We start from the raw sequence: 15,144 nt of genomic DNA on the forward strand, positions 1-15,144 counted from the left end.
GCGCTTTGCGAGATCCTCGGTGACTTCGGAGGCAGTCCCACGCACGCTGCCCTGGTGGCTGTTCTGGTGGCCCGGATCGGGGTCGGCACGCTGTGTGCCGGACACGGCCCGCAGTCATGACCGAGGAGTCGGAGGCCGCAGCCCGTGCTCATGCCTTCGTGCCAGTGGACGACGTGAGTTATGCCAAGTATCTGCGCGCGAACATGGTGCGCATCGGCGCGTTGAGCGACGCCGACGACTGGCTCCGCATCCTCAGCCGCCAGCGGGATCCTGGCCGGCAGTTCCTCTGCCGCCGGTGTCCCCCTGCGCCGTCTCATCCGCGAGCGGCGCACGCTGGGAATGGTCAGCACCGCTCCTGACCGGTGTTTCTTCCCCAAGATCATCTCGTCGATGCCACACCACTACGTGCCGCAGAGCGTCTGGGCCGTGGTGAGGCCGGATCCCGCGTGTCCCATCTGCGGGGACGTCACTCACCGCACGCCGCCGCTGACCCTGACCCAGGGGCAGGAGGTCACCGGGATCATCGAGAAGCTGCGGGACGAGGCCGCTGTCACACACGAGGAACACGAGGAAGGTGTGTCGCAGGAACTGAGGTCAGTTTGCAAGATCACCGGGCGGACGCCGGGGACGCACCCGTCCCCGGTCACCCGCCGTTGTCGTCCGACGCGTCGGGGGCGTCCGACGGGTCGCGTTCGCCCTCCGCCTGGGAGGGAGTGGTGTGCGGGATGTCCGGGGTGGTCCACTCGGCGTCGTCCCGGTCGCCCTCGGCCTGGGAAGGAGTGTGATCGCTCATCGTGCCGCCTCCTGATCGCGCCGGTCCTGCCCGCCGGGTACCCCGCACCGAACCGCGCTCACCGTGACGAGCGGCGGGCCAGCGCCCGGGACAGCGCCGTGCGGACCTCCTCGGGCGGGGGAGTGCCCTCCGCCTCCGCACAGGCCGTGAGCGACTCGGCGACCGCCCGCAGCTTGGTGTTGGACAGCTGTGACGCCTCCCGCAGGATGTGCCAGGCCTCGTCCGAGGTGCAGCCGTGCGTCGCCATCAGGATGCCGCGGGCCTGGTCGATGACCGGGCGGGAGGCGATCGCCTCCCGCAGCTGCTCGACCTCCTCCTGCAGCACAAGCAGCCGCTCCTCGCGCTCCCGCGCCACCGCCGAGGAGACCGGCGACGGGGTGCCGTGCGGGGCCGGCGAGCGCAGTGGGTCCGTGGTGTCGAGGCCGACGAGTTCCAGGATGCGGCGCGGCTGGCCGTTCCAGCGGGTGGCGGTGACCGGCAGGCCGCGGCGCCGGCCATGGTCGCGCAGCACCTCCAGGAACTCCAGACCCGCCGAGTCCATGAAGTGCACGCCGCTCATGTCCAGGTCGATCCGGGCCGTGCCGGCGGGCAGCCCGGCCAGCTTCTCGGCCAGCGCCTCGGCGCACCCGCTCACCAGCTCACCGCGCGGGGTGAGCAGCGCCCGGTCCGCGTCCATGTGACCGCCGATGACCAAGGGGTTCTGCCTTCCCGGGAGGGGGAGTGGTGCAGCGGAACTCATGTCACCGCCTCGTCGGTGCTCGGGGAACGTCTGTGCTTCGGGCGGGCCCGGCCGCCGCCGGCACCGGAGCGGTAAGCTGCGCACGGTCCCGGCTGCGCTGCGAATGCGCCTGCCCACCATGCGGCGTACTACACACGACTCCGGGGAATGGCCGGGAACCGGCGGGGTAGGCGGACCCGGGAACGTGGGGAGACGGGCGTTGGGCGATCGGCATCGAACGCCGCGCGGACAAGGGAGTCCGGGGACGGAACCGTTTCTGACCGTGCATCCGCTGGAGGGATGCCATGGGGTGCGCGCCGCCGGGGAGATCGGCCTGGCCACGCACACGATCTGGGAACGCGTGCTGGAGCAGGCGGTGCGCGAAGGTGAGGCCGTGTACTACCTGGAGCTGTCCGAGGTGACGTTCGTCGACGTCGCGGGCGCCGGCGCGCTCGCCGCCGCCGCCGGGCGGCTCGGCGACGGCCGCCGGCTCGTGGTGCGCCGCCCGCCGACCGCACTGAGCCGGGTACTGGAGATGTTCTGGCCCGACCTGTCGACGATCGAGGTGTCGATGTCATGAGTACCGCGGCCGGAACCCCGAACGCCCTCTCCGATCCGTTCCTCCACCCCGCCCTCTTCTACCGGGACGACCAGGAGTACCTGGACGGCACCGTCCCCTTCGTACGCGAAGGACTCGCGGCCGGTGAGCCCGTGGCGGTCGCCGTGCCCGGCGACCGGCTGCGGCTGATCCGGGACGCGCTGGGCGCCGACGCGCGGAGCGTCCGGCTCCTGGACATGCGGGAGGCCGGCCGCAACCCCGGCCGGATCATCCCCGGCGTGCTGCGCGCCTTCGCCGACACCGTGCCCCCCGGGCGCCGGGCGCGGATCATCGGCGAGCCGATCTGGGCCGGCCGCTCCACGGCCGAGTACCCGGCCTGCGTCCAGCACGAGGCGCTGATCAACGCCGCCTTCCGGGGCCGCGCGGCGACCGTCCTCTGCCCCTACGACGCCGTACGGCTGCCCGCGCACGTCCTCGAGGACGCCCACATCACCCACCCCGCCGTCGTCCCCGCCGGCTCCCGCTCCGCCAGGCCCAGCGCGGCGTACGCCCCCGACGCGGCCGTCGCCCGCTACAACGAGCCGCTGCCGCTCGTGACGGACACCATGACCTACCCGTTCGTCGCCGACACGCTGCCCGATGCCCGGCACGCCGCCTCCGACGAGGGACGGCGGCTCGGCCTCACCGGTCTCACCCTGGAGGACCTGACCCTTGCCGCGGCCGAGCTGACCACCAACAGCGTGGTGCACGGCGGCGGTTCCGGGGTCCTGCGGATCTGGGGGGAGGGCGGCCATGTGCTGTGCGAGGTGCGCGACCGGGGCCGGATGACCGACCCCCTCGCGGGGCGCCGCCCCGCCGGCCGCGACCAGCGCGGCGGGCGCGGACTGCTGATGGTCAACCTGCTCGCCGACCTGGTGCGGGTGCACACCGGCGACGAGGGCACCACGATCCGCTGCTGGTTCTCCCGGTGACCGGCTCCCGCAGCCGTCAGGCGCCCAGCGGGTCCAGCACCATCGGCGCGATCCTGCCCTCCAGCATCGCGCCCAGCCCCTCCACCGCGCACAGCTCGGGCCGCTCGGCGATGTGCACCGGCATGCCCGTCGCCTGACGCAGCATCTGGTCCAGGCCCGGCAGCAGGGCGCTGCCGCCGACCATCATGATGCCCCGGTCGGCGAGGTCGGCGACCAGATCGGGCGGGCACTCCCGCAGCACCTTCCCGATCCCGTCGAGCACCGCCGTGAGCGGTGTCTGGATGGCCTGCCGCACCGCGGCCGTGTCGACCTTCACGGAACGGGCCAGGCCGGTGGCGACGTCCCGGCCGTGGATCTCCGTCGACTCCGGGCCCTGCGGGGTGAGCCCGTTGCCGGACAGGGTGAGCTGCAGGGGCCGCACGGACTGGCTCGGCAGCATCAGTTCGTGCTGGTGGCGCAGGTGCTGCACGATCGCGTTGTCCACCGCCTCGCCGCCGACGGGAATGCGTTCCGCCTGCACGATCGAACCCAGGGAGAGCACGGCCACCTGGGTGGCCGCCGCACCGCACACCATGATCATGGTCGCCTCGGGCTGTTCCACCGGCAGTCCGCAGCCGACGGCGGCGGCGATCAGCGTGTCGACCAGCTCCACCCGGCGGGCGCCGAGACCGACCAGGGTCTCGATCGCGGCGCGCTGGGCGAGCGGGTCGGCGTCGTGCGGGGTGCAGGCCGCCGCCCGCAGCCGCGGCCTGCGGCGCAGCGCCCGGCGGGTCCGGTCCCCGATCAGCTGCCGCAGCATGCGCTGCGCCATCTCGATGTCGACGACCGTGCCGCCGGTCACGGGCCGCACGACCCGGATGTAACCGGGCGTACGGCCCGTCATCTTCTCCGCGAACTCACCGACCGCGATCAGCGCGCCGGTTCGGGTGTTCACGGCGGCCACGGACGGCTGGTCGACGACGAGTCCGGCGCCCTTGACGTACACCCGGGTGCGGGCCGCTCCCAGGTCGACGGCGAAGTGGCAGCGGCGCAGCTGCTCCAGACTTGCGGTCACGGCAGACCCTCCCGAGTGCGGAGCCGGCGGCCCGCCGGGCGGCGGACCTCTCAGGCATCGTGCGCGGGGAGCGGGGGCCGGCGCCTTTCCTGGGGGGCCGGGTGGGGGGCCGCCGAACGGGGGGTGGTGATCTTTCCTCCGGTCAGGAGTCACCGCGGGGTGGGAGGGAGAGGACCGCGTCGAGCAGCGGACGCAGTCCCGCGACCGTGAGGCTCGCCCGACCGGCCCGGCGGAAGAAGGCATCGGTGGGCCGGCAGCCGATGAACGGCACGCCCGCGACCCCTGCGGCGTTGCTCTCCACCACGGTCGACCCGATCATCACGCAGCGGCCCGCGACGGTGCCGAGCCGCTCGAGGGCGCGGTGCACGACGTCCGGGTGCGGCATCAGCCGGGCCGGGTCGGCGGAGCGGCCGTGCACGCCGCCCGTCACATGCGGGGCGAGGGCCTGCCGATTCAGGAAGAGCGCCGCCGCGTCCGCCGCGTGATCGGTGACCACGGCCAGCCGCCGGTACCGGAGGGACAGCGCGCGTACCAGCTCGACGGCCAGGGCCGCCGGCCGCGCGGCGCCGGCGGCCTCGGTCTCGCGGCGGTCGAGCTCCCCGCGCAGCTCCTCCACCGAGGGATGGGCGGCCAGCGCGCGCAGCAGCTCGACGGGGAGGATGCCGTCCCCCGTGAGCGTCACCGGCCGGCCGTCCGGCGTCAGCGGATGCCTGCCGGACAGGGCGTCCTGCGGATCGCGCGCCTCGACGGCGAGCCGGGCGAGGTCCCGTACCACCTCGGCTGCCGTGTCGTCGTCGAACAGCCTGGTGAGCGTGGCGTCGAAGCCGAGGATCACGGCGTCGGCGGCCAGGAGCGTCTCGATGAGGCCGGGTGCCGGGTGCGGGGGGTGGAGCGGAGGGGCGGCGGCGGAGACGGCGCCGACCATGACCTCCCAGCGCACGGTACAGCCAGATACGTCGTGCGGTCCGAGCCGGTCCAGGAGCGCCTGCCGCAGCCGCCCCGCGGCGGCGAAGGGAAGGCGGTCGGCGGCCGCACGCAGCCGTCCCACGACGTGCCGGCGGATGCGGTCCTCCACGTCGTGCGGGCCCTCCGCGATTAGGGCGACCGGGTCGGACACCTGCCACGTCGCCTCGCCCTCGACCACGGCGACGGACCCGTCCGGCAACTCAGGGCCGTTCTCCGCCAGCTCCGTACGGCGCTCGGTCAGGTCGACTTCGTAGTAGTGGTCGGCGCCGGGGACGCGGCTGGTGCTCAGCCGCCGGCCGTCGGGCGAGGCGTAGACGACCGTTCTCGTCAGTCCCTGCGACGGCGGGAGGTGAGTGGCGGGCAGCGGAAAGGGGCCCAGCACGGGGTGTGCGGGGCCGGTGGCGCGGGTGAAGAGAGCGTGCCAGCCCTGCGCCGGGTCGCCGCCGACGGGCCGGAGCGGGCCGGTGACGTCGGGGTCGGCCGCCAGCTCGTCACGCAGGGACGGGGCGAGGGCGAACACGCCGTGCGCCTCGGACGAGTCCAGTGCCTCACGGACCGCCGCCTCGGCGGGCAGCTCGGCCCGTCCCTCGTCCCACATGCGCCAGACGGTCACGACCAGCCGGGGGCCACCCACCTCCCTGAGCATGTCCGGGAACCCGCGCAGGGCGGCGTGCAGCAGCCGCGTCGTCGGGTCGCCCGACGACGTGAGGACCGTGTAGCCCTCGTCCCGCCCGAGGAACTCGTAGGTCCCGGCGGGCAGCCCGGAGGCCGTCAGTACCCGGGTGACCGCCCGGCCCAGCGCCGTGAGCGTGTCGGACCGCTCGGGACCGTCGGCGCAGTCGAAGAAGAAGCAGGTGCGGGAGCCGGCTTCGTCCGCCTGGCCGGGGCCGACGGGCTCGGACGAGGCGGGTGAGGTCGCGTCATCGGGCCGGTCCCAGGCGGGGTACGCGCCGTCGGGCAGCTCGTCCGGCGCGGCGAGCGGGTCGTAGGCCGGCTCGTCCGAGGCGAGAGGCGGCATCTCCGGTGCGCCGTCGGCGGCCTCCTCGCGCAGTTCGTGCCCCAGCGCCAGCAGTTCGGGATCGGCACCGCCGGCCAGCTCGTACTCCTCGTACGCCGCCAGGGCCTCCTCGGTCCGGCCCTGACGTCGCAGGGCGAGGACATGGAGGCGGCGAAAGTCCTCGCGGAAGGGGTGGGCGCGTACCAGGACCTCCAGGTCCGCCGACGCACGCTCCGGTTCTCCGAGGTCCAGATCGACTTCCGCGCGTTGCCGGAAGAGGCTCAGACGGAGCTGGACCAGACGGGTCCGGGCGCTCCGGGCGGCCGGGCCCGGCACACCGGCGAGGGGATCACCGTCGCTCCAGAGGGCCAGTGCCTCGGCGAGCAGCGCGCGCGCCTCGGCGAGGGCGCCCCGCCGGTGTGCCTCGTCGGCCCTGCGGACCAGGTCGTCACAGTGCACGAGGTCCACGTAGTCCGCGCTGGTGTGCAGAACGTGGCCGTCGGAGAGTGTCCCGAGCACTCCCGGGCCGAGGACGCGGCGCAGCCGTGCGGCGGTGGCGCCCACGACCTCCACGGCGTCGCGAGGTCTTTCGTGCGTGCTCCACAGCCCCTGCTCGAGTTCGTCGAGCGTCACGGTGCGTCCGTGCTTGAGCAGCAGCATGGCCAGCACACCGCGTTCGTTCGGCCCCAGGTCGGCGGGGCCGCCGCCCAGTTCGACACCGAAGGGGCCGAGGGCGCGGTAGGAGCGCCGTTCGTACGCCGCCTCGGCCCGGCGCGGCAGGTCGGGGTCGAGGAACAGGTCCCTGCCCTGGTTCTGTTGCCACGGGGATCGCGACATCAGCAGGTTGAAGGCGTGCGCGTACGTCGCTTGCAGGTCGTACGGGAGGTGACCGAGCTGATTCGGGCTGACGGGGGCCGTCAGCCGCGCGTTTCCCGACGCCAGTCGCAGCATCAGCTCGCACAGCGCCCGCAGATCCTCCGCCCGCCCCGCCACGCCTGAGGTCCGGCCGGGTTCGAAGAGGCTGAGCTTCACCGTTCCGTCGGGCAGCAGCACCACCTGGGACGGACCGAGCGCGCCGTGGGTCAGGCCCGCCGCGTGCAACGCGGTGAGGGCCCGTGCGAGTTGCGCGCCGACCGACACCAGCAGGGGGGCGGGCAGACGGTGATCGTTAGGTGCCACGAGGTGGTTCAGTCCCATGCCGTCCAACTGCTCCATGACGAGATACGGAACGTCACCGTCGAAGTCGGCCGCATGGACCCGCACCACGTTCGGATGGTCGAACCCGCTCAACAGCCGTGCGTCCCGCAGAAACGCCTCACGCCACGCCGGGTCGGTGATCCTCCCGTGCAGCCGCAGCGCCACCGTCGTGTTCGTTCTCGTGTCCTCGGCCCGCCACATGGTTTTGGTCGAATGGAGCCGCCGCACCAGCCGGTACCGGCCCCCCACGACCCGCGCGGGCCCACCGGGACCGGGCGACGACGGCGTCACGTCCCCACCCGCCAGCCGTCGGACGCTGTCCGCGCTGACCGACGCGAACGCCTCGCCGTCCACTCCGGTCGCCGAGCCGGACGGGGCCGGGACGGATGCCCGGAAGTCCCCCGGCACCCGGCCCGCCCGGTCGTCGATCAGGGCGCCGAGGCGGTGCAGCAGGGCGGCGGTGTCGTACCGGGCCGAGCGGGGCAGGCCGCGCAGCAGCAGGTTCCGTACGCCGGGACGGAAGGCGTAGGAGCCGGGCGGGCCCGGGACGGTGGTGAGCAGCCCGCTGAGGATCACCTCCGCGAGGTGCCGGTGCCGCGGGGCCGGGTCGATGGCGGCCTGCACCAGGCGCATCACGGGCAGATCGGGGCGGCCCAGGGCCAGGTGACAGGCGAGCCTGAAGGCCTCGGGGGAGGCGCTGCCGCGGAAGCGCAGGACCAGGTCCTCGGGGGTGAGGCGGCCGAGGTCCGTGCGGTGGTCGGCGTCCGCCGGGAGGGACGGACGCAGGTCGGCCACGGCGGCCGGGAACGCCGTACCGCCCGGCGCGGCGACCAGCCGGGCCCAGTGGGACAGCCACTCGGGGGCCGGTTCCAGCACGGGCAGCGGCAGCATCCCGCCCGGTGGGAGCCGGTGCGCCGGGCCGGAGGTGTCGTAGGGGGTGAACCTGAGCGTCGCGGCGGGTGCGGCGGGGCGCGGGGCGGAGAGCAGACCCGGTGCGGTGGGCAGGGCGGTGTCCCGCCACAGGTACTCGGGGAGCGGCTGGACGACGGCCAGGGGCATGCGGTGGGCCCAGCGGCGGAGGGTGCCGTACCACAGGTCGCCGGCGCGGCCGGTCCGCCACTGCGGTCCCACGCAGTCGCTGATCACCAGGGTGACCGCGCGGCCGTCGGCCGGGGCGTGCGCGCCGGGCCCGCGCACCGTGCCGTCGGCGCCGACGGAGAGCAAGGCCACCGTGCGGAAGATGCCGGACTGGGCGAGTGCCGTGTGCAGTTCGCGGATCAGCGGGCGCCACACCGGCATCGTGGGGCCGGTGTCGTGCACCAGGTTCAGCCGCAGCCAGCGTTCCCGGGCGGGGCGCATGACCGGCAGCCACCACTCGGGGGCGGCGCCGAGGCGGGCGATGCGGTCGGCGGTCGCCCGCTCGTCGAGTTCGCTGCCCAGCGGTGCCTCGACCCGGCGCTTGAGCGGACGCAGGGACCGCTGCAGGGCCAGCGGCCGGCCCAGCATCGGGGGCGCCGGGGCCAGGAGGGAGGCGTGGGGTTCGTCCGGCGGAGCGGGGGCCGGGTCAGGGGACGGCAGATGCAGCGGCGCGCGCGGGGGTTCGGCGGGGGCGGGAGGCGGTGGCGGCTGCGGCGCGGAGGGCGGAGCGGGCTCGGCGGGTTCGGGGGCTGCGGGTACGGCGGGTTCGGGCGGGGGGTGAGCAGCGGAGGCGGGCGGGTGCTCCATGACCCGCGCCAGCCACAGCAGTTCGGCCAGTTCCAGCGGGGTCGGGCGCGGGCCCCCGGCCGCCCGGCCCAGTACGTCGGCCAGGCGGGCCAGCGGGTCGGGGGAACCGGAGTCCTGCGCGGGCTGGTCAGAAGGCATCGGCCTGCGGGGCCTGCCCCAGGTACGGCATCAGCTGCTCGGCCAGGTCGTCGAGGGACTCCGCGCCGAGTCCGCTGGCGTGGGCCAGGTAGATCGCGTTGAGGAGCTGGTCGGTGGCCAGGTCGCCGGCGCCGGACCGGGCCAGGAAGCGCTCGATCAGGCCCTGCGCGTACGCGTCGGGCTCTCCCAGGTGCGCGCGGACGATGCCGGCGAGCTGGCGGTCGTCCGGCCGGCGCAGGCGCAGCGTGACGCAGCGGCGCAGAAAGGCGGGAGGGAACTCGCGTTCACCGTTGCTGGTGAGGACGACGAAGGGGAAGGCCCGGCAGCGGACCCGGCCGTGCTCGACCGGCACCCGCTCCCCCGTGCCGTCGATCATCACCTCGGCCCCCCCGCCGGGACGGTGCCGGGCGGTACGGGCCAGTTCGGGAATCTCGTACTGGCCCTCCTCCAGCACGTTCAGCAGATCGTTGGGCAGGTCGAGGTCGCTCTTGTCGATCTCGTCGATGAGCAGGGCGCGGGGGCGGGCGTAGGGGAGGAGCGCGGTGCCCAGGGGGCCGAGCCGCAGATGGTCCTCCACGCCCGACGCGTCACCGGGCGGGTCACCGGCGGTGCGGGCCCCGCCCGGTGCCCCGCCGTACCCCTCGACGTGCTGCCCGGCCGTGCGCCGCGCCGCGTAGAGACGGGAGAGCGGATCGTACTGGTAGAGGCCGTCGTTCAGCGTGCTGCGGCTGGTGATGTTCCAGCGCAGCACCGGGCCGAGACGCAGCTCGCGCGCGACCGCGTAGACGAGTGAGGACTTGCCGGTGCCGGGCGGGCCGGTGACCAGCAGCGGACGGCGCAGGTACAGGGCGGCGTTGACGAGCTGGACCGTCTGCGGTGTCGCCCGGTAGGTCGCGGCGCGATGGGTGCGGTCGGGGGAGACGGCGGCGGCGTCGGCCTCCTCGTCGGGCGGGCCGAGTGCGGGTTCGCCGTCGAAGGCGCGCCAGGGCGGAGGCGGCGGCAGGTGGTCGATGCCGTCGTGTGGCTCCTCGGTGCCGGTGTAGACGGGCCACAGGGGCATGGGCTTCTTCTCCGTGGGGTCTCGGCGGGCGGTCAGGCGACGGGGGAGTGCAGGGGCGCGGCGGTCTCGGGGAAGCAGCGCGGGTCGTCCCACAGCAGCTGCACGTCCCTCGCCCAGTGCCGGTCCGGCTCGTCGTGGGCGTCCGCGGTCAGCCGGAGGGACAGCAGGTGCTGCGGAAGGTCGGCGGGCGGGACACCGGTGACGGACGCGGTCAGCTCGTCCAGGAAGGCGCCGCCCTCGCAGGGGCCCTCGTGGCCGGGCCCCGGACAGCCCGCGCGGGGCCACAGCAGCATGGGAACGGGGACGGTCAGGCCGACCTCGAAGTGCTCCCGCGCGCCGTCGGGGGGTGAGGCGAAGCCGACCAGGTCCGTGCCGTCGTCCCACAGCCGCTTGCGCAGACCGGTCGGCCGCTCCGGCGTGCCGCACCCGACGCGGTGCACGGCCGCCGCCGGACCCCCGTCCAGCTTCTGCCACTTCTTGTGCAGCTGGTGGCGCATCCGCCCGCTGCGGTGGCGGGTGCGGTCCGCCACCACGAGCGGATAGGCGCAGCCCAGCGGAGTGGGGTCGTCGGCGCCGCACTCCCAGCGCGCCACCGGCTCGTTCAGCCAGCCGCGCGGCAGCACGAAGGCGAGCAACTCGTCGGCTCCCGGGGCGAGCTGGGTGACGGCCTGGTCGATGTGCTGCTGGACGTAGGCCCGTACGCCGGAGCGTGGCAGCCGGCGGGCCCCCACCGGGCGGCGCCGCCCGTCGCGGTACGCGGACACCTCGACGGTGACCTGGTCGGGGCCGGCACCGCTGTGGTCGATCTCCACGACGATGGGCGACCAGGCGGGGGTTCCTCGGGACCGTCCGCCCGGAGCCGTTGTACCGGCCGTCCCGCACCCGCCGGCGGCGTGGTCCAGCAGCTCCCGCAGCCGGACGACGAACCGGGGCACCGCCTCCGGCACCTCCCACTGCACATACGCCGCCGCGGATGCCAGGGAGCCGAAACCACCTGGGGGCAGGCCGGGGCCGAACGGGCCGACGGCGTCGACGTACAGCCGGTCGTGATCGCACGTCCGCCCCTGCCGCTCGGCCCACCGCACCAGGTCGTACAGCTCCCTGAGCTGGTCCCGGGTGTGGCCCGGGGTGGGCACCAGCTCGCCCAGCGCACTCCAGTAGCGGGCCATGACCTCGGTGGGGAGCATGCGTCCCGCGCGCACCTCCCGGCCGCCCGCGACCGCCGTGACCATGCCGACCACCGACCCGTCGGCCAGCGTCACCGCCGCCCCGCTGAAACCGTCGGCCAGCGGCTGTCCGTGTCCGGAGACGGCCTCCAACTGCACCCACTCGCCCGCGATCAGCGGACCGGGCACCGCGCGGTAGTGCGCGAGGGCGCCCTCCTCGTATCCGCGGGGGAAGCCGTACGCGGTCAGGCCGGGCGAGGGGATGTCGCGTTCCGCGCCGGGCGGCGCGAAGACCGCCGGAGCGAGCGGTACCTCCCGCTCCAGTTCGAGTACGGCCAGGTCGCCGGGGTCGGTGGGGCCGCCCCGCCAGCCGCCGTGGACGGCCACCGTGGCGGGGAGCTCACCCAGTTCGGCGCGGTTCGGAAAGCTCACCGACACCGCCGACGTGCCGCTCGCCGCGACGACATGGGCGCAGGTGACCACCTGGCGCGCCGAGACGAGGAAGCCCGCGCCCACGTCGTTCCCGCACTGGATCCGGGTGTGCCAGGCCGCGCTGCTCATCGGGGGTCGGCGGCCTCACGGTCCGTCCCGGGCGTCGTGCCGGGCGCCCAGCTGAGCTTGACGACCAGATGTCCCTCCGCCGCTCCCTTGGCGATGACGGCACCGGCCTCCGCGGTGAGCTTCACCCCGAACTCCAGCTCCACCGCGTCCGGCCGGAGGGAGCCGTCGCGGAAGACCCGCAGTGCGGACTCGGCGGCCGCCCGCACCCCCTCCAGGGAGCCCTCGAAGGTGCGCGCCGCCTGGGCCGGGGCGCCGCCGCGCGAGACCAGCCGGGCCCCGGACTCGTCCTCCACGCCCTCCACCACGACCGTACCGCCGCCCTCGGTGGTGAACTCCATCAATCCGTCCATCGTGCGGCGCGCCCCCGGTGGTGTACGACTGCGTGAACTCACCATGTTACGGGCGGTGTTCACCGGGGTGCAGTCAACCGTCCGACTCGGTCCACCCGTCCGTCCCGGTTCCCACGACGCCCCGCACCACGCCCAGCTCCACCAGGTCCTGCGGGCGGATACGGAGTTGGGCGGCCGTCTCCTCCGCCTGCTCCGGGGGGCGTTTGAGGATGGCCGCCGCGAGCTCCGGGGCGATCACCGAGAAGTAACTGTCCGGCGTGGCCCAGGTGTGGCCGGGTGCCGTCAGGGCCAGCGCGCCGCCGGAGCCGCCCTCGCCGACGACCAGCGTGGTGACCGGTGTGCGGGCGGCGGCCACGGCGCCGAACAGATCGGCGATGGCGGCCCCCGCGCCCTGCCGTTCCGCCTCCGCGTCGTTGGCCGCGCCCGGGGTGTCCACCAGCGTCAGCACCGGGATGCCGAGCCGGTCGGCGAGCCGGACCAGCCGGGCGGCCGTGCGGTACCCGGCGGGACGGGTGGCCGTCCCGGTCTGCGCGGCGTAGGCGACCGTACGGCCCCGGTGTTCACCGAAGCCGCAGAGCATGCCCTCGGGATCCGTGCCGCCGCAGCGGTCGCCGCTGATCGTGACCCGGGAGGTGAAGTAGGCGTCCAGGTAGGCGGAGGCGCGGGGGCGCCGGGGGGACCGGGCGCGGCGGACCGCGTCCCAGCCGGTGGCCGGGAGGTCCGCTTCCCCGAGGGCGGTGGGCGGCGGCGCCGGTGTGCCGGAGGGGCGGGTCAGCAGGCGCAGCCAGCGGCCCAGGGCCACTCGCAGCTCCTCCGGCCGGACCAGCGCGTCCGCCGCGCCCGCCGCCACCTGCGCCTCGGCCGTGTACGCCGCCGGGTCCGCGTCGGCCGGCCGCACCCGGGAACCGGCGAAGCCGACCTGTGCGCCGGGCAGCGCCAGCACGACGTCGGCGCCCGCGCCCAGGGTGGCCCACCCGCCGCCGGTCGTCGGGTCCCGCAGGACCGCGATCTGCGGCAGCCCGGCCTCCCGGGTGAGCACCGACGCCCGGGCCACCCGCTGGAGCTGGGTGAGCGCGAGCATGCCCTCCTGCATGCGGCTGCCCCCGGTGGCGACCAGCGACACCACCGGCAGCCGGTCCGCGCGGGCCCGCGCGTACGCGGCCTCCAGACGGTCGCCGGTGCGCTCGCCCAGGGAGCCGCCGAGGAAGCCGAACTCGAACGCGACGACGACGGCCCGGGTGCCGTCGACGCGCGCGGTGCCGCAGATCACCGACTCCTGCTCGCCGGTGCGTTCGGCGGCGCGGGCGCGGGCGGTGTCGTAGCCGGGCCAGCCGAGCGGGCCGTCCGGGGGCGACTGCCGGTCCGGGTACGGCAGTTCGGTGAAGTCGTCGGCGAGGGCGGCGACGGCCTCACGGGCGGAGAAGCGGTCAGCCACGGGCCAGCGCCCGCTTCATGATCTTGCCCATGTCGTTGCGGGGCAGCGCGTCGAGATGGTGCAGGACGCGCGGGCGCTTGTGCGGGGCGAGCCGCCCGGCCACATGATCGGCCAGCTCGTCGAGCGCGGGCGGGGACTGCGGGTCCGCCGGCACCACCCACGCCACGATCCGCTCGCCCAGATCGGCGTCCGGCTCCCCGGTGACCGCGGCCTCCCGCACACCCGGATGCTCCAGCAGCGCGTTCTCGATCTCCCCCGCGCCGATCTTGTAGCCGCCGCTCTTGATCAGGTCGGTGGCCTTGCGGCCGACGATGCGGACAGAGCCGTCGGGGTCGCGCACCGCCATGTCGCCGGTGCGGAACCAGCCGTCGGCGGTGAAGGCGGCGGCCGTGGCGTCCGGCCGGTTGAGGTACGCGGTGAACAGGTTCGGCCCGCGCACCTGGATCTCGCCGACCGACTCACCGTCGTACGACGTCACCGGCGAGCCGTCCTCCTCCACCAGCCGCAGCTCCACACCCGGCAGCGGCACGCCCACCGTGCCGGGGCGGGCCTCGCCGTCCGCGCGGACGCTGGTGTTCATCAGCGTCTCCGTCATGCCGTACCGCTCGACGACCCCGCGTCCGGTCGCCGCCCTGATCCGCTCGTGGTCGTGCACGGGCAGCGCGGCGGACCCCGACACCAGCAGCCGCGCCCCGGCCAGCGCCGTGGCGAGTTCCGGCTCGGCGGGCAGCGCCTCCGCGACGCGGTGGTACATCGTCGGCACGCCGAACAGCATGGTCGCGCCGCCGTTCAGCTCGCGCGCCACACCCTCGGTGGTGAACCGGCCCAGATGGCGCACCGAGCCGCCACGGCGCAGCGGGCCGAGCGTGCCGAGCACCAGGCCGTGCACGTGGAACAGGGGCAGCCCGTGCACCAGCACGTCCTCGCCGGTCCACTGCCAGGCGTCGGCGAGGGCGTCCAGCGTCGTGGCGATCGCGCGACGGGGGATGACGGCGCCCTTGGGCGGGCCGGTGGTGCCGGAGGTGTAGACGATCAGCGCGGGGTCCTCCGGGTCCCGCTCGCGGTCGTCGGGGAGGGCGGACCCCGGGGCCGCCGGGTCCACGTCGAGGCGGGGCAGGGCGGCCAGGGGGGCGGGGAGCCGCGTGCCGGGTGTGCTGAGCACCAGGTCGGGGGCGCTGTCGGAGAGGATGTGACCGAGTTCCTTCGCCCCCGACTTCGGGTTGAGCGGCACGACGGCCGGCCCGGCGAGCAGCGCCGCGGTGACCGCGACCGCGGTCTCCATCGTGGGCGTGGCCCATACGGCGACCCGGCGCACCTCCTTCAGGCCCCCGGCCACCGTGCCCGCCGCCGCGGCGAGTTCACGGTAGGTCAGTGAGCGCTCGCCGAAGCGCAGGGCGGGCCGGTCGGCCGGGCCGTCGGTCAGGGCCGGGAACAGAGAGGACACGCGTCGTACT

General features: G+C 75.0%; 11 protein-coding genes. 2 read left to right on the forward strand and 9 right to left on the reverse strand.

What is annotated here, in order from left to right:
* Positions 1–643: 643 nt before the first annotated feature.
* Both ACZ44S_RS01115 and ACZ44S_RS01120 read right to left on the reverse strand, forming a co-directional pair.
* Positions 644–793: a hypothetical protein gene (locus tag ACZ44S_RS01115; protein ID WP_466922921.1), complete on the reverse strand. Its 150-nt coding sequence runs from the start codon at positions 791–793 to the stop codon at positions 644–646.
* Positions 794–851: 58 nt separating this feature from the next.
* Positions 852–1,532 carry an ANTAR domain-containing response regulator gene (locus ACZ44S_RS01120; protein WP_466922923.1) on the reverse strand — a complete coding sequence of 227 codons (681 nt, stop codon included), beginning with the start codon at positions 1,530–1,532 and terminating at the stop codon, positions 852–854.
* 256 nt (positions 1,533–1,788) lie between these two features.
* On the opposite strand from ACZ44S_RS01120, the gene ACZ44S_RS01125 reads away from it, so the two are divergent.
* Together ACZ44S_RS01125 and ACZ44S_RS01130 are read left to right on the forward strand one after the other, a co-directional pair.
* Positions 1,789–2,091: an STAS domain-containing protein gene (locus tag ACZ44S_RS01125; protein ID WP_466923625.1), complete on the forward strand. Its 303-nt coding sequence runs from the start codon at positions 1,789–1,791 to the stop codon at positions 2,089–2,091.
* Positions 2,088–3,041 (forward strand): anti-sigma factor RsbA family regulatory protein, encoded by a 954-nt coding sequence (locus tag ACZ44S_RS01130; RefSeq protein WP_466922926.1) that lies wholly within the window; start codon positions 2,088–2,090, stop codon positions 3,039–3,041. Before ACZ44S_RS01125 ends, ACZ44S_RS01130 begins: the two co-directional genes overlap by 4 nt.
* A gap of 16 nt (positions 3,042–3,057) precedes the next feature.
* On the opposite strand, the gene mreB is transcribed toward ACZ44S_RS01130, so the two are convergent.
* The 7 genes from mreB to ACZ44S_RS01165 form a co-directional block, all read right to left on the reverse strand.
* On the reverse strand, positions 3,058–4,095 hold the full coding sequence (gene mreB, locus ACZ44S_RS01135; protein ID WP_466922928.1) for a rod shape-determining protein MreB: 1,038 nt from the start codon (positions 4,093–4,095) through the stop codon (positions 3,058–3,060).
* Between the two features lie 142 nt (positions 4,096–4,237).
* On the reverse strand, positions 4,238–9,118 hold the full coding sequence (locus ACZ44S_RS01140) for an SAV_2336 N-terminal domain-related protein (RefSeq protein ID WP_466922930.1): 4,881 nt from the start codon (positions 9,116–9,118) through the stop codon (positions 4,238–4,240).
* The gene (locus ACZ44S_RS01145) at positions 9,108–10,178 is read right to left on the reverse strand and encodes an AAA family ATPase (RefSeq protein ID WP_466922932.1); all 1,071 of its coding nucleotides are present in this window, start codon (positions 10,176–10,178) and stop codon (positions 9,108–9,110) included. The genes ACZ44S_RS01140 and ACZ44S_RS01145 overlap by 11 nt, the downstream gene beginning before the upstream one ends.
* 32 nt (positions 10,179–10,210) lie before the next feature.
* Positions 10,211–11,905 carry a VMAP-C domain-containing protein gene (locus ACZ44S_RS01150; protein WP_466922934.1) on the reverse strand — a complete coding sequence of 565 codons (1,695 nt, stop codon included), beginning with the start codon at positions 11,903–11,905 and terminating at the stop codon, positions 10,211–10,213.
* Positions 11,902–12,255 carry a CU044_2847 family protein gene (locus ACZ44S_RS01155; protein WP_466922936.1) on the reverse strand — a complete coding sequence of 118 codons (354 nt, stop codon included), beginning with the start codon at positions 12,253–12,255 and terminating at the stop codon, positions 11,902–11,904. The genes ACZ44S_RS01150 and ACZ44S_RS01155 overlap by 4 nt, the downstream gene beginning before the upstream one ends.
* 73 nt (positions 12,256–12,328) lie before the next feature.
* Positions 12,329–13,690, reverse strand: a complete 1,362-nt coding sequence (locus ACZ44S_RS01160) for a carboxyl transferase domain-containing protein (RefSeq protein WP_466922938.1) — start codon at positions 13,688–13,690, stop codon at positions 12,329–12,331.
* Positions 13,683–15,134, reverse strand: coding sequence for an acyl-CoA synthetase (locus ACZ44S_RS01165; protein WP_466922941.1), 1,452 nt, complete (start codon positions 15,132–15,134; stop codon positions 13,683–13,685). Before ACZ44S_RS01165 ends, ACZ44S_RS01160 begins: the two co-directional genes overlap by 8 nt.
* Between the last annotated feature and the right edge of the window lie 10 nt (positions 15,135–15,144).

It is taken from the genome of Streptomyces malachitofuscus (genome assembly GCF_055571035.1).